Here is a 17,080-nt window from a genome sequence, read left to right on the forward strand (position 1 = left end):
GGGAGTATTTGTTGAAAAGAGCAAAGTGCCTTGCTCTTTTTGAAAATACTCTGGGGAGCTTGAGGGGCAAGGCCCCTCATCGTCTGAGGAAGAGCGGCACGCGACGACGAGGCATCGCCTGCGGCGCAGTCTTGCGCCGCGCAACCTGGTCAGACGCGGGTCAGATGGTAACCAGAAGCTGCTGCAACCCGTGGAAGTGATAGACATTGCCATATTGCGGCTTTGCGGCAAGGCGCAGGTCCGGATGGTGATGAAAGAGGATCGGCAGCGCGATCTGCAACTCCAGCCGCGCCAGGGGTGCGCCGACGCAGAAATGCAGGCCGGCGCCAAAGCTTGCATGCGGTTTTGGTGGGCGTGCGGGAAGAAAGACATGCGCCCGATCCCAGGCGCCTGGGTCGCGGTTGGCGGCGGCCAGCAGAAGCGCGACCTGATCGCCGCGGCGGAAGCTGTGACCCATCACCTCGACATCTTCATAGGCCCAGCGGGTGAACATGTGCAGCGCCGGATCAAAGCGCAAAATCTCTTCGACCGTCCCGCCGACCGCCTCTGGATCCAGCGCCGTCAGCGGGGTTTCGGTTTCCAGAAGTGTCTTCACCCCGTTGCCGATCGTATGCACCGTCGCTTCATGCCCTGCATTCAGCAACAGGATGCAGGTGGTGATCAACTCGTCGGTCGAAAGCCTTTCCCCCTCCATCTCGGCGGCGATCAGTTGGGTGATCAGGTCATCGGCGGGCCGGGCGCGGCGTTCTTTGACGTAAGACCGCAAGAAGTCCACGAAAGCTTCGGTCGCGGCGACGGCGCGGTCTTCCATTTCTCGAGTGCGACCGGCCATATACATGCCCACCATCGCATTCGACCAGCGCAAGAGTTCCGGGGCCATGGCTTCCGGCACTCCAAGCAGGCGGGCGATGATGCGGACCGGCAGAGGTTGGGCGAAAGCCTGCAAGAGGTCAAACTCGCCAGCCGGGAATGCCTCTGCCAGTTCGGAGGCAAGTGCGGTCACATCCGGTCCGAGCCCGGCGATCCGGCGCGAGGTGAAGGCGCGCAGAACCAGATTGCGCAGTCTTGTGTGTCGTGGAGGCTCCAACTCCAGCATCGAATGGGCCTCGACCGCGTAGAACGGGGCCAGATGCGGCGGCACGGGGGGGGGATCGACCGGCTCACGGCCAAAGCGGCGGTCGCGGAAGATGGCGTTGACCGCCGCTGCATTGCCGGTCGAGACAAGGCCGTAGTCCTGCCAGTGAAAGAACGGCCCCAGCGCGCGGGCGCGTTCATAGAACGGGTAGGGGTTCTGGACGAAGGCCGGGTCAGTCGGCGCTTGCTGAAGTGTTTCCATCATTTGCCCCTTCCGATCAGCCCTTGTGCCACCAGCGCCCCGAACACGACAATCACCGCGCCAAAGCTCTGCGCCCAGTTCCAGGCACCCCCAAGGGTGAAGACCATCAGCATGACATAGAACGGCACCGCATTCATGTGCATCGAGGCGGCCCCGATGCCGATCCTGCCGACCGAGATGATCCAGAGAAGCTGGCTGACTGCCATCGACCCGATGCCAAAAATCGCAAGCCCGCCAAATTCACGCGGGCCGATGGCCGACCAGTCCGGCCAGGCACCGCGCAGGGCGCCATCGCCAATTGCCGCAATCAGGATCACGACGGCACAACCAGAAACGGTGACCGCGCTGCGGCCCAGTGGTGTCAGGTCTGGCAGCGCGCGCACCGTTTCGCGCGAACCCCATGTATAGCACAGGACCGAGGCCAGCGCCGCAAGGACGCCTACGCCAAAATCAACGCTGCTCTCGCTGCCACTGACAGCAACAATTCCGCCGGCAACCGACAGCAGAAGGCCTGTCGCCAGGGCCTTCGTGAATGGGCGCTTGTCGGCCAGACATTCCAGCATGATCCCGACCACAGGCATCACCGCCGTTACGATGGCCACGGTTACAGGGTCGTTGAACCGCAGCGCAATGATCACGAAGAACGAAGCCAGCCCCAGTGTCACGAACCCGACCCAGGCCCCGGTCCGCCAGTTGGCACCAAGGACCGCGCCCCGCCCCTCCAAGAGCCACCAGACCGGCAACAGAACCATTGCCGCCAAAAGCGCCCGGCCAGCGGTCAAGGCCAGCGGCGACATGTGGGGGATGATCAGGTCAGCCGCAGGCAGACCGGAAGCCCAGCTGATCATCGAGGCCATGCAGATGAGGTTGGCGACCAGCAGTGACCGTCGCGCGGTGGGGGAAAGCACTGTCATGATTCCACGCTATAGAGGCCGCAAAAGGGCCAAAGCTGCTCTGTCCGCGACCCCCGAATGTCGTCAGGCCGAAAGGGCAGCGACGATTGCCCCGAAATCAGCGGCCTTCAGACTTGCCCCACCGACCAGCGCGCCGTCGACATGCGGCACAGCAAAGATCTCGGCCGCGTTCGAAGGCTTTACAGACCCGCCGTAAAGCAGACGCACGCCGTCCGCTTCCCCCCCGACCAGACCGCGCAGCCGGTCGCGCAGAAAGGCATGCACCTCACCAATTTCGGTCAGTGTTGGGGTGCGCCCGGTGCCGATGGCCCAGACCGGCTCATAGGCGACCACCAGCGTCGCTGCGGTGGCACCTGCCGGAACCGACCCGTCCAGCTGGCCACCGATCACCGTCAGGGTCTGCCCGCCGTCGCGTTCCGCCTCGGTCTCGCCAATGCAGACCACCGCCATCAGACCGGCGCCAATCACGGCTTCGGCCTTGGCGCGCACGAGCGCATCGGTTTCGCCATGATCGGCCCGGCGTTCGGAATGGCCAAGGATCACATGGCTGGCCCCGGCGTCCTTCAGCATCGCGGCCGAAATGTCGCCGGTATGCGCGCCCGAGGCCTTGGGGTGGCAATCCTGCCCGCCCACCATCAAGGCGCTGCCCCGCGCCGCTTGGGCCATCTGCGCAATCAGCGTCGCGGGCGGACAAAGCAGCATCTCGCAAGCCGGGGCAGGGTGCGCGGCCAGAAGCGCCTCGACTTCGGCAAGGGCCGCAGCCGTCCCGTTCATCTTCCAGTTTCCGGCGGCGAGTTTCTTCATGGACCATCTCCCTTGCGCTGGGACCAAGGCCTATCGTCTCGCCCGCGAAAGGAAAAGCCCCAAGCGGTGACCTTCGCCCTTCCTCTCTGCGCAAATATCCTCTGGGGGTGAGCCCCGGACCTTTCCGGGGCGAGGGGGCGGAACGCCCCCTGACGGGCTCGCGGTGGCGCGCCTCGTGTCGGGGCGAGAGATCCGGGCTTGCGGCTTTGCCGCACCGTGAAGTCAGCGCTGCTAGCTGCGGGAGTTCAGGCGGCAGGCGCGTCCTTGAACTTGATCGACTCGCCGCAGCCGCAGGCTTCAACCACATTCGGGTTGCGGAACTTGAAACCGGCTTCCAGCAAACCCGCCTCATAGTCGATCTCGGTGCCGATCAGGAACATCTGCGCCATGGGCGCAATCATCACCCGGGCGCCGTCCTGCTCCACCACTTCGTCAAGCGGGTTGACCGAAGTGACATAGTCCATGGTGTATTCCATGCCCGCGCAACCGCCCTTCTTGACGCCGATGCGCAAGCCGGATGAGCCCTGACGTTCCATCAACCGGGCGATCTGGCGGGTGGCGGCGGGGGTCAGGGTGACAGCGGCCTTGCCGGGAATGCCGAACATCTGCGGTCCTTTCGGTTGACCTGAAGGTAGTCCCGACCGGGAACCCGTTCAAGCCTTAGCCTTCGGTTACATGAAGCCCAGTTCTAGCCGGGCCTCGTCGGACATCATGTCCATGCCCCATGGCGGGTCAAAGGTCATATGGACATCGACATGCTTGACCCCGGGCAAGGGCTCGATCGCCTCGGCCACCCATCCTGGCATTTCACCGGCCACCGGGCAGCCGGGGGCGGTCAGGGTCATGGTGACGTCAACTTCGGAATCGGCGCCAATCTCGATCGTGTAGACCAGACCAAGATCGTAGATGTTCACCGGAATTTCCGGGTCGAACACTGTCCGGCACGCCTCGACGATCTGCGGATAAAGCGGATGGTCGGTGCTGGAGGGCTTGATCAGCGGTTTGCCCTCGATCTGGTCCTGCATCGCGTTTGCCCCGGCGTCTTCATGGATGTTGACCGATTATATAGGGAATAGCCGGGTCAAGGTCCAGAGCCGCCGGAACGATGCCGGGACGATGCCGGGACGATGCCGGCCAGAACGCCCGGTCAGAACGGAATTTCATCATCCATGTCGGACCGCCCGCCCGAAGATGAACCGCCCGAAGATGAACCGCCCGATCCCCCGCGTCCGCCCGAAGACGAGCCGCTTCCCTGACTGCCATAGTCGTCCTGACCGCCACGGTCGTCATATCCGCCGCCACCGCCGCCACCCGAGCCGCCGCTGTCACGGCCACCCAGCAGCGTCAACTCGCCCCGGAAGGGCCGGACCACGACCTCGGTCGTATAGCGGTCTGCCCCGGACTGGTCCTGCCATTTGCGGGTCTCAAGCTGGCCCTCGATATAGACGGTCGACCCTTTGCGCAGATACTGTTCGGCAATCTTGCCCAGCGCTTCGTTGAAGATCGCAACCGAATGCCATTCGGTGCGTTCCTTGCGTTCACCCGTCTGCTTGTCGCGCCAGTTTTCCGAGGTGGCGATGCGCAGGTTCACAACCTTGCCGCCATTCGGGAAATTCCGCACCTCCGGGTCGCGGCCGAGGTTGCCCACGATGATGACCTTGTTGACCGACCCCGCCATGCGATTCTCCCTGTATGTGTCGCCACGGCAGCTTCACCGCCGTTTGGTTAACAAACCTATACCGACGCTATAGGCAGCCGCAACTCGCCTTGGTGCGCAGATATCGGCAAAAGGTTGCTCCGGACCGCGGATGGTTCAGGGGCAGTGGACAAGACCAGCCGGATTGCGGCTGGAAATCTGGTGGCAGTCCGCTATAGTTTGACGGTTGCTGCTGCTATGGGTGGGCCGCGTGGGTAATCTTGGAAAATGCGTCACCGGTTTCACCGGTGCAGTCTTTGCGTTTGCAATGTCGGCGTCCGCGCCGCTTGCCGAAGGGTTGAAGCTGACCGGGTCCACCAAGTCCCGCAATGCGCTGTTTCAATCCCAGTCCCGGCTGATCGATGAAAAGCTTTCCAAGCAATACAGTGGATCGGTCAAGCTGACGCCCAAGTTCAAGAAGGGCGAAGCCGGGATTGCGGAAGCAACGCCGCGCTACAAGGGCAGCTACAAGGGCGAATACCTGGAGGTGGCCAAGGCCGCCGCACGCAAGCATGGCATTCCCGAAGACCTGTTCTTGCGGCTGGTCCAGCAGGAAAGCGGCTGGAACCCGGGGGCGGTATCGCACAAGGGGGCCACGGGGCTCGCGCAGCTGATGCCGGGGACAGCCGATAGTCTGGGGGTCAAGATTGATGACCCGGCCCAGAACCTTGACGGCGGCGCGCGCTATCTCCGGATGATGTATGACAAGTTCGGCAGCTGGCGGCTGGCCCTTGCCGCCTACAATGCCGGACCGGGTGCCGTGGAACAGCATGACGGTATCCCGCCCTATGCCGAGACCGAGAATTACGTCAAGGCGATCCTTGGCTAAGGCGGGCTGAAGCGCCCGCCCCGCCGATCTTTGATTGCAGGCACGGTCTATTCAGCCGCCATCTTGATAACCGGTTCCATGCTGGCAAGAATTTCGGCCGACAGGTGGCACTTGATGTTATGGCCGCCTTCCAGCACCTGAACCGGGGGCATCTCGCGGTCACAAAGGCCGCCCGGAACCTGAGACTTCCAGCGACACCGGGTCTGGAACGGGCAGCCCGGCGGGGGATTCATTGCCGAGGGGATGTCACCTTCCAGCACGATCCGCTTGCGGGTGATCTTGGTATCGGCAATCGGCACAGCAGACAAAAGCGCCTCGGTATAGGGGTGATAGGGCGGCTGGAAGACCTGATCGGTGGTCCCCATCTCGACCACATGGCCAAGATACATCACCATGACCCGGTCAGACAGATAGCGCACGATGGACAGGTCGTGGCTGATGAACAGAAGCGTGGTCCGGTTCTCGCGCTGGATGTCCATCAAGAGATCGGTGACGGCGGCCTGCACGCTGACATCCAGCGCCGAAACCGGCTCATCTGCCACCACCACCTTGGCCCCGCCCGCAAAGGCCCGCGCGATCCCGACACGCTGCTTCTGTCCGCCGGAAAGCTGGCGCGGCATCCGGTCGGCAAAGGCGCGGGGCAGTTTCACCAGATCCAGAAGTTCCAGCATCCGAGCGTGGCGTTCGGCGTCCGAATTGCCATGCTTGAAGATCTCCAGCGCCCTGATGATCTGGCGGCCGACATTCATCGACGGGTTCAGCGTGTCGAAGGGGTTCTGGAACACCATCTGCACCGAGGACACCGTATCGGTGTTGCGCTTCTGGATCGGGGTCGACTGCACATTTTCATCAAACAGCATGATTGACCCGGAAGTGGCCGTTTCCAGCCCCATCAGCACCTTTGCAAAGGTCGACTTGCCGCAGCCGCTTTCACCGACGATGGCAAGGGTTTCACCCTCTCGCGCCTCGAAGCTGAGGGTTTCGTTGGCCTTGACCACCTTCTTCTCGCCACCGCCAAAAGCGCCCGTGGCCACGTCATAGTATTTCCTGAGATCTTCCATCCTCAGCACGACTTCGCCGATCGGGGCCTTTTGCTTGACCGCCCGCTTGGCGGGGGGGGCGTCCCAGTCAATCTCGGTCCAGCGCAGGCAGCGCGAGCCGTGGCGGTCGCCGCCGGGTACCGGATCCATCGGGATGTCGGCGGCATCGCAGCGGCCCTTCTCGAAGTAATCGCAGCGCGGGCCGAAGTTGCAGCCCGGAGGGCGTTCGTGGGGCAGGGGGAAGTTGCCGGGAATCGAAATCAGCGGTCGGGCGTTCTTGTCAGCGCCCGGCAGCGGGATCGAACGGAAGAGAGCCTGCGTATAGGGGTGGCGCATCTTGTCGAAAACCTCGACAACATTGCCGGTTTCCACGGCCTCGCCAGAGTACATGACGCAGATCCGGTCGCAGACATCCATCACCAGACCAAGGTTGTGGCTGATGAACAGCATCGAGGTGCCGTATTTTTCGCCCAGTTCCTTGACCAGATCGACGATCCCGGCTTCCACCGTCACGTCAAGCGCGGTGGTGGGTTCATCGAGGATCAGAAGCGCGGGCTTGGCCATCAGCGCCATGGCGATGACGATGCGCTGCTGCTGGCCGCCCGAAAGCTGATGCGGATAGGCGTTGATGATCCGGTCAGGGTCCGGCAGGCGGACGTCGGCGACGATCTGGCGGGCCAGTTTCCACGCCTCATCCTTTGACATGCCGGAATGGATCATCGGCACTTCGGCCAGCTGCGCGCCGATCTTCATCGCCGGGTTCAGCGAGGCCATCGGTTCCTGATAGATCATCGCGATCTCGGAGCCGCGGATGTGGCGCAGTTCTTCATCGTCCATATTGGTCAGGTCGCGGCCCTTGAACTTGATCGATCCTGCGACGATCTTGCCGTTCTTGCCAAGGTCGCGCATCACCGCCAGCGCCACGGTGGATTTGCCGCAACCGCTTTCGCCGACCAGACCCATCGCCTCGCCTGCCATGACGCTGCAGGAAAAATCCATCACCGCCGGAATCTCGCGCAGGCGGGTGAAGAACGAGATCGAAAGATTCTCTATCTCGAGGATTGGCTTTGATGGATCCCAGGTGTTCTCAGTCATGGCAGCCTCGCGATTGCTGGAGCGGGCGGGACCGGGGGCCAGCCCCCGGACCCCCGGGATATTTCGGGACAGATGAAAGCCGGGCAGGCATCAGTCCCTAAGGCTTTCTTCACGCAGGCCGTCGGCCAGAAGGTTGAGGCCGAGGACCAGACTCATCAGGGCCAGTGCGGGAACGACAGCGGCATGGGGAAAGAGGCTGAGCGTCTTCCTGCCATCATCGATGGTCGAGCCCCAGTCCGGGCTGTCCGGTGCCACGCCAAGGCCAAAGAAGCCAAGGGTACCAAGCAGGATCGTGGTGTAGCCGATGCGCAGGCAGAAATCGACGATCAGCGGCCCGCGTGCGTTGGGCAGGATCTCCCACAGCATGATGTACCATGGGCCTTCGCCCCGGGTCTGGCCCGCAGCCACATAGTCGCGCGCCTTCAGGTCCATCACGATGCCGCGCACGATGCGGAACACGGTGGGCGAGTTCACGAAGACGACCGATACGAAGACGTTCAGAAGGTTCGGGTCCATCGACCAGACGCCCAAGGGATCCATGTTGAAGGCCAGACCGGAATAGGCCCAGAAGCCAAGCACCAGAACGATCCCGACATAGAGGTTGCGCTTTTTCGGGTCAGTGAAATAGCGCGCGTTGAACAGGATGGTCAGGAAGATGATCGGAAAGATGAACAGGACCGCAGCCAGCACCACCGGGATTCCGGTCAGCCGGATCTCGGGCGTGACCAGAAGGTAGAACAGCAGGATCACCGGGAAGGCCAGCACAAGGTTGGCAATGAACGACAGCGATGTGTCGAGCCGCCCGCCGAAATAGCCCGCAGGCACCCCAAGCGTGATGCCGACCATGAAGGCGAAGGCCGTGGCCGCCGGGGCGATCGACAAGACCGAGCGCGCGCCCATCACCATCCGGCTGAAGACATCGCGGGCCAGATGGTCGCCGCCGAACAGGAACCAGCCATACTGGCCCTCGGGCGAATTGGCCAGCGGGGTGCCTGGCACCTTGTTCTTCATGCCGGAAAACTGCGCCAGCGGGTCATGGGTAATGACCTGGTCGGCAAAAAGTGCCGTGAAGACCCAGAACATCACGATCCCAAAGCCGATCATGCCGACCGGGCTGTCAAAGAGCTTGCCATAAAGCCCCAGCCGCCGCTTGAAGGTGATGGAGACGGCATAGGTGACCACAAGCGCAATCCAGACCGGCAGGAATTGCACCGCGACCCGGCCGAGAATGGCACCCCAGGAAAGTAGTTCGTCCATGGTGACGCCCCTTATGAAAGCCGGATGCGCGGGTTCAGGAAGACATAGCCGATGTCCGAGATAAGCTGGGTCACCAGCACCACGAACACAGCCACGACCGAACAGCCGAGCAGCAGGTTGATGTCATTGTTGCCGGCAGCCTGGACCAGCGTCCAGCCGAAGCCCTTGTAATTGAACAAGGTTTCAACAATCACGACGCCGTTCAAAAGCCATGGGAACTGTAGCATGATCACGGTGAACGGCGCGATCAGCGCGTTGCGCAGCGCGTGCCGCACAACCACCTGACCGAAGCTGACCCCTTTCAGCCGCGCGGTGCGGATGTATTGCGCCGTCATCACCTCGGTCATCGAGGCACGGGTCATCCGGGCGATATAGCCGATGCCATAAAGGGCGATGGTCAGGACCGGCAGGGTAAAGCTCCAGAAGGTGATCCGGTCGGGCGAGGCGGCACCCTGAAACAGGGTCCGCCCGTCGATCCAGCCCCATTCCGCCAGCATCGGCGAAAGCCCGGTGACCGGAGAGGCGAACAGCGCCACAAGAATGACCCCCGACACATATTCCGGCGTGGCTGTCGAGGCGATGGAGAAGGTGGACAGGACGCGGTCAGTCCGGCTGCCTTCGCGCATGCCGGACACGACGCCGATAACCAGCGCTGTCGGCACCATCACGATCATCACCCACATCATCAGCCAGCCGGTTGCGGCCAGTTTCTCGGACAGGGACGGCAGGACGTCTTTCTTGAAGAAGGTGGAAAAGCCCCAGTCGCCTTGCAGGATCCCGCAGAAGCGCGCGGCTTCGGCCGGGTCTTGTCGCGGTTGGATGCAGCGGCCGCGCGTCACCCCCTTGTCATCGGTGCGGGTCCAGCCGGGGACAACCCCAAGCCACTGGCCATACCGGGCAAAGACCGACCCGCCATGGCCATTTTGTTCGATCCAGGCGGCAACGGATTCATCCGTCATCCGCACCGAGCCTTCGCTGCGCGCCAGCTTTTCAAGGTTCGGTGGCAGGTTGGTCAGAAAGAAGACCACGAAGGTAAGGACGAAAGCCGTCAGAAGCATAAGCCCCAGTCGGCGCGCGATGAAAGTCAGCATGGCTGTAGCCTTTGCTCCCTGCGGGCAATCAGGCCGACCCTTTCGGGCGGCGGCGGATGGCGGGGGTAGCTGTGGTTTGCCGGGCGCGCGTCATCCGCGCGCCCGGTCCGTTGCCTGCGTCAGACGAGCGACCACTTGTAGTGGTGATGCTCGTTCGACGGGTGACGCTCGACGTTGAAGCCTTCCTTGACGTGGGCAAACAGCGACCGCCAGTAGGGCTGGATGATATAGCCTTCATCCTGCAGGATCGATTGCAGCGTCGCCATGACCTCACGCCGCTTATCCGCGTCGGCCAGCGACAGCGCCTTGGTCATTGCGGCGTCGAACTCGGCATTGGCCATGCCGGATTCGTTCCACGACCCGGTTGAAGTATAGGCAAGTGCCATGTTCTGCACTGCCAGCGGCCGGTGGTTCCAGGTGGTCGAGGAGAAGGGATACTTCTGCCAGTCGTTCCAGAAGGTCGAACCCGGCATGACCGTGTGCTTCACGTTCGCGCCGGCGTCTTTCAGCTGTGCCACCACGGCTGCGGTGGTCGAGGCTTCGAACCCGTCGTCCAGCGAGATGATCTCAAGTTCGGCGTCGCCGAGCCCGGCTGCTTCCAGCGCCGGTTTCAGATTGGCCGGGTTGATCACCTGCGCCGGAAGCTCGGCATATTCCGGGTGAACCGGGCAGGAATGGTGGTTTTCTGCGGTGGTGCCAAGGTTGTTGTAACCCAGTTCCAGCACGACCGCCGGATCGACCGCCAGCTGGATGGCCTGACGCACAGCCTTGTCCTTGTAAAGATCGGACGTGGCCGAGTTCATCCGCACAACGAGGGTTGCGGCCGTGACCACTTCCTTGCGCTGCCAGCCAAGCGTTTCCATCTGCTCGATGAAATCACCCGTTGTCTCGTAGTTGGCGTCGATCTCGTCCGAAGCGGCGAGGTTCACCATGGTCGACGGGTCGGTACCAAAGTCGATGTAGTGAATCTCGTCCAAAGGTGCCGTGCCGCCCCACCAGTTGTGGTTCGGCGCGCGGACCAGAACGGCCTTCTGGCCGACCGAGATTTCCTGCGGAACGTAAGGACCGGTGCCGATCGGGTTTGCCGAAGGATCTTCGCCGTCAACAAAGCTGGCATGGACAACGGCAGCCGGGTAGTCGGCCAGGTTCGGAACCACAGCCACGTCCGAGGTGGACAGGTTCAGCTGGACCGTCATGTCGTCAACCTTGACCACGGCACCTTCGCGCAGGCTCTTTGTCGCTTCGTCCACCAGACCGAGGAAGCGGCTGGCCATCGCGTTGCCTTCGACATTGCCGTCGGTCCAGCGGGCGAAGTTGCGCACCACGTCATCGGCGGTGAAGGCATCGCCGTTGTTCCAGGTCACGCCCGGGCGGACCTTCAGCGTGTAGACAGTCGCATCCTCGTTGGCTTCCCAGCTTTCCAGCAGGCGGCCTTCGAAAGTGCCGTCCGAGTTGTACTGGATCAGATATTCCAGCCAGCCGCGATAGACGTTGGAAATCTGCGGCCAGTCAGCCAGACGCGGATCCTTGGTGCCTTTCACTTCCATGGCGCAGCGGACGATACCGCCAACCTTGGCGTGGGCTTCGGCTTGTGCCGGGGTGGGCAGGCCGATCAGGCCATAAGCTGCGACGGCAGAGACGCCCATAGCGGTGGTGCGAGTGAGAAATTCGCGGCGGCTGATCTTGCCGGCCGCAAACTCTTCGGCGTGCATCTTTGCTGCCGGATGAAGCGCGGCAGCGCGGGTCTTGTAGGTCATTCTTGTCTCCCTGACAGGTATTTTTGTTTGTTGGTTTTGGTAACGCATTCACTCAGTCCGACGTCTTGGTCCGGTTTGCCGGTTTCCGCTGCCGCCAGTCTGCGCATCGGCGCACCCCACGGCCCATTGCGCAACTTTTTGAGCCTGACGTCAACGGCTGCTTTCGCCGCATGACAGCAAATTTACGACATTTACCTGTCGAAAACGTCCAATTCTCTGCCGAATTCGCGCGATCAGGCGCCGCGACGGAAGCTGGAAGGTGATTTCCCCGTCAGATGGTGGAAAGCTCGGGTGAAGTAGGCCGGAGAGTTGAAGCCAAGTTGCTCTGCGATCCGCCCCACCGGCATCCGCGTTTCCGTCAGCAGCTTGCGTGCCTCGAAGATGCGGCGGTCTTGCAGCAAGGCGCTTGCGGGGCGGCCGCAGGCGCTGTTGCAGCACCGCGTCAGATGGGTGGGCGTTACACCCAGCGCGGTGGCGAAATCAGCCACGCCCATGCCAGTACGGAAGTTGCGTTCCAAAAGCGCGGTGTAGCGCGCGACCAGCCGCCGCGTCGCATCCGGTCGCGGGGAATCCGGGTCGGCCTTGCGGGCCTGCCGTTCCAGCCAGACGCCCAGAAGGCCGATGTAATGTCGGGTCGCCCGATCATGCGCGGGGGTGTCGCTCTCGATCTCGCGCTGGATGGCGTCCAGCAGGATGTTCACTTCCTGTTGGGCATGCACTTCGCGGATGCGCAGGTGCAGCGGGGTCTTCGGCAGCACGATGTCGGTATCACGACCGAAGAAGAGCGCCGCGCCAAACACCTGTGGCCCGGCTTCGAACCCATGCATGACACCAGCCGGAATGTAGATGGCGTTGTGCGCCGTGTAGCCCCGGGTCACCCCCGAGATGGTGATCCGGCCTTGACCCTTCGTGAACCACAAGAAGCACGGTTCCGAGATTGACCGCATCGCCTCTACCCGCCAGCGACCCCCTGCCATGAGGCGCGGAATCGCGACAAGCCGGGATGGCGAAGCGGGCGAAGCGACAGTCATGGCGAAATATCCCACGGGAATGGCGTTTAGCCGCAAGCTTAAGCAGCGCGGGCATCACATCCCAAGCAAAATCGGACGCAGGCGGCCCAAGTTACCCACCGATGTTGCAAAATCCTGTGCATAACCCTGTGGATGACCAGTTTCTTGCTGTAAGTTCACCTCGCAACCCCAAGTCAAGGCAAGGAAAGCTGCCTCCAGTCAGCCATGTTCGATCTGAACCATGTTCGCTGCCGCTTGGCGTATTGGCGGCTTGCGACAACAGCGGCCTCGGCGGCTTCGTCAAGGCTGATCCGGCCTTGGAGGCAAGCGATCAGTTCCGGCCCGCCGATGGCGCGTGACGATGGCAGGGCGGGGTTCCAGCCGGGAAGGTTCGCCCGCGCCTCGTCCAGCGCGCCATTGGCCAGCATCGCGGCGAAACGGCGGTCGATACGGTCGTTCAGCCAACCGGTTTCCGGTGCAAGAGCAATGGCTTCGACTTGGTCACGTGGCAAGAGGGGCGGCGGTGTTTCGGCCTGCCACGCCGCAAGCCCGCGCCCGGTGGCACGCAGCACCTCCCACGCGCGCTGAACACGGACGCCGTTCTGATGGTCGATCCGCGCGGCGGTTTCGGGGTCAAGCTCGGCCAGAAGCCGCTCATGCCCCTCAGCCTTGATCCGGGCATCCGCCTCGGCCCGAATCCCGGCCGGAGTTTCCGGGATTTCGGCCAGACCACGGGTCAAGGCATTGAAATTGAGCCCCGTTCCCCCCACGATCACCACAGGCCGCGACAAGAGAGGGGCCACCTCGCGCAGCCAGTGTCCCACAGAATAGGCGATGTCCCGCGCGACATGCCCGTAAAGCGCATGGGGCAAGGCCGTTTCGTCTTCGGGGCTGGGTCGGGCCGTCAGAATCCGCCAGTTATCATAGACTTGCAACGCATCGGCATTGACAATCAGCCGCCCGTCGCGCGCCGCGATTTCCATCGCCAGCGCCGATTTGCCGCTTGCGGTCGGCCCGGCGATCAACACCGGCGCCTCGCGTGAAATGCTTTCGATCCGCATCCCGAACCCCGCCCGATCCCCGGTTGAACCCGCCGCGGTTTTGCGACATTTTGCGGCTCAGTCCAAACAGAAAACGATATGCAGGGGGTGCCATGTCCGGAACAGCCACCGAAACCGGTGCTGCGGTGAAATACAGCCGCGTGATGCTGAAGATCTCGGGCGAGGCGCTGATGGGGGATCAGGGCTATGGCCTGCATCCGCCCACCGTTGCGCGGATTGCCCAAGAGGTTAAGTCGGTCCGCGACCTTGGGGTCGAGATCTGCATGGTCATCGGGGGCGGCAACATTTTCAGGGGTTTGCAAGGCAGCGCCCAGGGGATGGAACGCACCACGGCGGATTACATGGGGATGCTGGCAACAGTGATGAACGCGCTGGCGATGCAGTCGGCCCTGGAGGAGATCGGGGTTTTCACCCGGGTCATCAGCGCCATCCCGATGGATCAGGTATGTGAGCCCTACATCCGTCGCCGCGCCGTCCGGCATCTGGAAAAGAAGCGGGTCTGCATCTTTGCCGCCGGCACCGGCAACCCCTATTTCACGACCGACACCGCGGCGACCCTGCGCGCCTCCGAAATGGCCTGTCAGGCGATCTTCAAGGGAACCAAGGTCGACGGGGTCTATGACAAGGATCCCAAAAAGCATGCAGATGCGAAGCGTTATAATGAAGTGAGCTATGACGAGGTGTTGGAAAAGCACCTTGGCGTCATGGATGCCACTGCCATCGCACTGGCCCGTGACAACGACCTGCCGATCATCGTCTTCTCGCTTGACGAGCCGGGGGGATTTCGCGGCATTCTGGCGGGCGAGGGGACTTATACGCGCGTGCAAGGCTGAAGCCGGACTTTCCGGCTTGGCCGCCCAGCTTGCGGCATGGTTCATCGCACGGACACGAATCAAATGCGAATCGCCGGTCGGGAGCTGCCATCCTGCCCTTGGGCTTCAAAGACTTGCGGCTTTGGCCTATACCCACGGGCTGCGGCTCTGCTATAGAGCCGGAAATCGCGACCTCGCCGTGACCGGCGGGCTGAAGTAAGGAGCCTTCTTCATGGCAGACGACCTTGAAATCGACACCGACGCGCTGCAACGCCGGATGGATGGCGCGATGAACGCGCTCAAGACCGAATTCGCCTCGTTGCGCACCGGCCGGGCCTCGGCGTCGATCGTGGAGCCGATCCAGGTTGACGCCTATGGCCAGATGACCCCGATCAACCAGCTTGGCACGGTCAACGTGCCGGAACCGCGGATGGTGGTGATCAACGTCTGGGACAAGGCGATGATCTCTAAGATCGAAAAGGCGATCCGCGAAAGCGGTATCGGGATCAACCCGATCAGCGATGGCCCGCTGATCCGCCTGCCGATCCCCGAACTGAACGAGGAACGTCGGCGCGAGCTCTCCAAGGTTGCCGGCACCTATGCCGAAAACGCCAAGGTGGCGATCCGCAACATCCGCCGTGACGGGATGGACCAGATCAAGAAGGCCAAGGCGTCCGGCATGGGCGAGGATGACCAGAAGATGTGGTCCGAAGAAGTGCAGGAACTGACCGACAAGGCGATTGCCGCGGTCGACCGGGCGCTGGAAGCCAAGCAGCAGGAAATCATGCAGGTCTGACCAGAGGGTCTGGCGGGAGGGACGGCCGTTGTCCAAGGACTTGCAGAACGAGGTCGGCCTTAGGCCGGTCAATCATCTGGCGATAATCATGGATGGCAACGGCCGCTGGGCCACCAATCGGGGCTGGCCGCGTCTTGTTGGCCATCGGCGTGGGGCAGAACGGGTGCGCGAGATCGTGCGCACCGCCCCTGATCTTGGGATCAAATGGCTGACCCTTTACGCCTTTTCAACCGAGAACTGGAAGCGGTCCACCGAAGAAGTCCTTGGTTTGATGTCGATTTTCGCCCGCTACATCGAACGCGAGGCCGAAAGGCTGGCACAGGCGGGCGTGCGGATGCGCTTTATCGGGGAACGCGGCAGGCTTGATCCGAAACTCCAGCGTCTCATGGCCGGGATCGAGGCGCGGACGGCGGGGCTGGACCGGCTGAACCTGACGGTCGCGGTCAATTACGGTGGGCGGGATGAGATCTTTCGCGCGGCGCGCAAGATTGCCGATGAGGTGGCCTCGGGCCTTCTGGACCCCCGCCACCTGACCGAAGCCGCCTTTGCCGAGCGCCTGGATACCGGCGGCCTGCCGGACCCCGACCTTGTGATCCGCACCTCGGGCGAGACCCGGACCTCGAACTTCCTGCCATGGCAGGCGGCCTATGCCGAATATGAATTCACCGGCACGCTCTGGCCGGATTTCACGGCCGAGGAACTGGCCGGAATCGTCAATCGCTTTTCCAACCGCGAACGACGCTTCGGCGGGGTGCAGGGATGACGCCTGCGCCGTTGCCCGACGGTCAGACTGCAACCGCGAAGTGGGGCGACCTGCGCACACGGATCCTGTCGGCTATCGTCATGATCCTTGTGGGGGCGGCGGAAATCTGGCTGGGCGGGATAGCGTTTGCCGCGTTGGTCATCGTGTTGACCGCCCTTATGATGTGGGAGCTGGCCACGATGACCGCGCCTGCCCGGCGGAATACTCCGGTGACCCTGGGTGTGGTGGCGGGGGCGGCGCTGACGGCGGCCTTGGTCTTGCGGACCGAAGTGGCGGTTTTGTTCCTTGTGGTGCCGACGCTGATGCTGGCCCTGACGCCCCGGCGCGACCGCAGACTGTCATCGGCCTATGCGCTGGCCATCATGCTTGCGGGATATGGTCTGGTAGACCTGCGCGACGGGGCAGGGACGCTGGCGATCCTGTGGCTGGTGGCGGTGGTCATTGCCTCGGACGTGCTGGGCTATTTCGCGGGGCGGATGCTTGGCGGGCCGAAGTTCTGGCCCGCGATCAGCCCGAAAAAGACGTGGTCCGGCACGGTGGCGGGCTGGATCGGGGCGGCGCTGGTGGGGGCGGCCTTCTGGTCGGCCGGTCATGGCGGGATCTGGTTGATCGTGCTGTCTCCCATCGTCGCCTTTGCCGGGCAGATGGGGGATGTGGCAGAAAGCTGGCTGAAGCGGCGGTCTGGGGTCAAGGATGCCTCGCGGCTTATCCCGGGGCATGGCGGGGTGCTGGACCGGTTCGATGCATTTATCGGTGCGGTGGTCGCGGTGATGGCGCTTGAGCTGTTCCTGCCCGTGGCCCCTGCGATCGGGGGCTGAC

Annotated in this window: 17 protein-coding genes; 5 read left to right on the forward strand and 12 right to left on the reverse strand. The window is 62.9% G+C overall.

Annotated features, from left to right (window positions below; translation table 11 throughout):
* Nucleotides 1–160: 160 nt before the first annotated feature.
* The 6 genes from QUV21_RS02580 to ssb all read right to left on the reverse strand — a co-directional run bounded on the left by QUV21_RS02580 (nucleotide 161) and on the right by ssb (nucleotide 4,732).
* Nucleotides 161–1,336, reverse strand: a complete 1,176-nt coding sequence (locus QUV21_RS02580; protein ID WP_300853478.1) for a cytochrome P450 — start codon at nucleotides 1,334–1,336, stop codon at nucleotides 161–163.
* Nucleotides 1,336–2,250 carry a DMT family transporter gene (locus QUV21_RS02585; protein WP_300852980.1) on the reverse strand — a complete coding sequence of 305 codons (915 nt, stop codon included), beginning with the start codon at nucleotides 2,248–2,250 and terminating at the stop codon, nucleotides 1,336–1,338. The genes QUV21_RS02580 and QUV21_RS02585 overlap by 1 nt, the downstream gene beginning before the upstream one ends.
* Before the next feature lie 63 nt (nucleotides 2,251–2,313).
* On the reverse strand, nucleotides 2,314–3,054 hold the full coding sequence (gene tpiA / locus QUV21_RS02590) for a triose-phosphate isomerase (protein ID WP_300852981.1): 741 nt from the start codon (nucleotides 3,052–3,054) through the stop codon (nucleotides 2,314–2,316).
* A 245-nt stretch (nucleotides 3,055–3,299) separates the two neighbouring features.
* On the reverse strand, nucleotides 3,300–3,659 hold the full coding sequence (locus QUV21_RS02595) for an iron-sulfur cluster assembly accessory protein (RefSeq protein WP_300852982.1): 360 nt from the start codon (nucleotides 3,657–3,659) through the stop codon (nucleotides 3,300–3,302).
* A gap of 66 nt (nucleotides 3,660–3,725) precedes the next feature.
* On the reverse strand, nucleotides 3,726–4,079 hold the full coding sequence (locus tag QUV21_RS02600; RefSeq protein WP_300852983.1) for an SUF system Fe-S cluster assembly protein: 354 nt from the start codon (nucleotides 4,077–4,079) through the stop codon (nucleotides 3,726–3,728).
* A 122-nt stretch (nucleotides 4,080–4,201) separates the two neighbouring features.
* Nucleotides 4,202–4,732: a single-stranded DNA-binding protein gene (ssb, locus tag QUV21_RS02605; RefSeq protein ID WP_300852984.1), complete on the reverse strand. Its 531-nt coding sequence runs from the start codon at nucleotides 4,730–4,732 to the stop codon at nucleotides 4,202–4,204.
* 286 nt (nucleotides 4,733–5,018) lie between these two features.
* Here ssb and QUV21_RS02610 point away from each other — a divergent pair, with 286 nt between their 5' ends.
* A complete protein-coding gene (locus tag QUV21_RS02610) occupies nucleotides 5,019–5,579 on the forward strand; it encodes a lytic transglycosylase domain-containing protein (RefSeq protein WP_300853479.1) in 561 nt (186 codons plus the stop codon).
* A gap of 47 nt (nucleotides 5,580–5,626) precedes the next feature.
* Here the strand turns inward: QUV21_RS02610 and QUV21_RS02615 are convergent, their stop codons facing one another.
* From QUV21_RS02615 to miaA, 6 genes are all read right to left on the reverse strand, one after another.
* Complete coding sequence (locus tag QUV21_RS02615) at nucleotides 5,627–7,714, reverse strand: ABC transporter ATP-binding protein (RefSeq protein WP_300852985.1); 2,088 nt, start codon at nucleotides 7,712–7,714, stop codon at nucleotides 5,627–5,629.
* A 90-nt stretch (nucleotides 7,715–7,804) separates the two neighbouring features.
* Nucleotides 7,805–8,971: an ABC transporter permease gene (locus QUV21_RS02620; protein WP_300852986.1), complete on the reverse strand. Its 1,167-nt coding sequence runs from the start codon at nucleotides 8,969–8,971 to the stop codon at nucleotides 7,805–7,807.
* Nucleotides 8,972–8,982: 11 nt separating this feature from the next.
* On the reverse strand, nucleotides 8,983–10,062 hold the full coding sequence (locus tag QUV21_RS02625) for an ABC transporter permease (RefSeq protein WP_300852987.1): 1,080 nt from the start codon (nucleotides 10,060–10,062) through the stop codon (nucleotides 8,983–8,985).
* Nucleotides 10,063–10,181: 119 nt separating this feature from the next.
* Nucleotides 10,182–11,819: an ABC transporter substrate-binding protein gene (locus tag QUV21_RS02630; RefSeq protein WP_300852988.1), complete on the reverse strand. Its 1,638-nt coding sequence runs from the start codon at nucleotides 11,817–11,819 to the stop codon at nucleotides 10,182–10,184.
* A gap of 233 nt (nucleotides 11,820–12,052) precedes the next feature.
* Nucleotides 12,053–12,850, reverse strand: coding sequence for an AraC family transcriptional regulator (locus QUV21_RS02635; protein WP_300852989.1), 798 nt, complete (start codon nucleotides 12,848–12,850; stop codon nucleotides 12,053–12,055).
* A 173-nt stretch (nucleotides 12,851–13,023) separates the two neighbouring features.
* Entirely contained in the window at nucleotides 13,024–13,890 is an 867-nt protein-coding gene (gene miaA, locus QUV21_RS02640; protein WP_300852990.1) for a tRNA (adenosine(37)-N6)-dimethylallyltransferase MiaA, read from the reverse strand.
* Between the two features lie 92 nt (nucleotides 13,891–13,982).
* Here miaA and pyrH point away from each other — a divergent pair, with 92 nt between their 5' ends.
* The 4 genes from pyrH to QUV21_RS02660 all read left to right on the forward strand — a co-directional run bounded on the left by pyrH (nucleotide 13,983) and on the right by QUV21_RS02660 (nucleotide 17,079).
* Nucleotides 13,983–14,723, forward strand: coding sequence for a UMP kinase (gene pyrH, locus QUV21_RS02645; protein ID WP_300852991.1), 741 nt, complete (start codon nucleotides 13,983–13,985; stop codon nucleotides 14,721–14,723).
* Nucleotides 14,724–14,934: 211 nt separating this feature from the next.
* Complete coding sequence (gene frr, locus QUV21_RS02650) at nucleotides 14,935–15,498, forward strand: ribosome recycling factor (RefSeq protein WP_300852992.1); 564 nt, start codon at nucleotides 14,935–14,937, stop codon at nucleotides 15,496–15,498.
* Between the two features lie 28 nt (nucleotides 15,499–15,526).
* Entirely contained in the window at nucleotides 15,527–16,261 is a 735-nt protein-coding gene (gene uppS / locus QUV21_RS02655) for a polyprenyl diphosphate synthase (protein WP_300852993.1), read from the forward strand.
* A complete protein-coding gene (locus QUV21_RS02660; protein WP_300852994.1) occupies nucleotides 16,258–17,079 on the forward strand; it encodes a phosphatidate cytidylyltransferase in 822 nt (273 codons plus the stop codon). Before uppS ends, QUV21_RS02660 begins: the two co-directional genes overlap by 4 nt.
* Nucleotide 17,080 lies beyond the last annotated feature (1 nt).

This window comes from Tabrizicola sp., assembly GCF_030373185.1.
Classification (GTDB): Bacteria; Pseudomonadota; Alphaproteobacteria; order Rhodobacterales; family Rhodobacteraceae; genus Tabrizicola.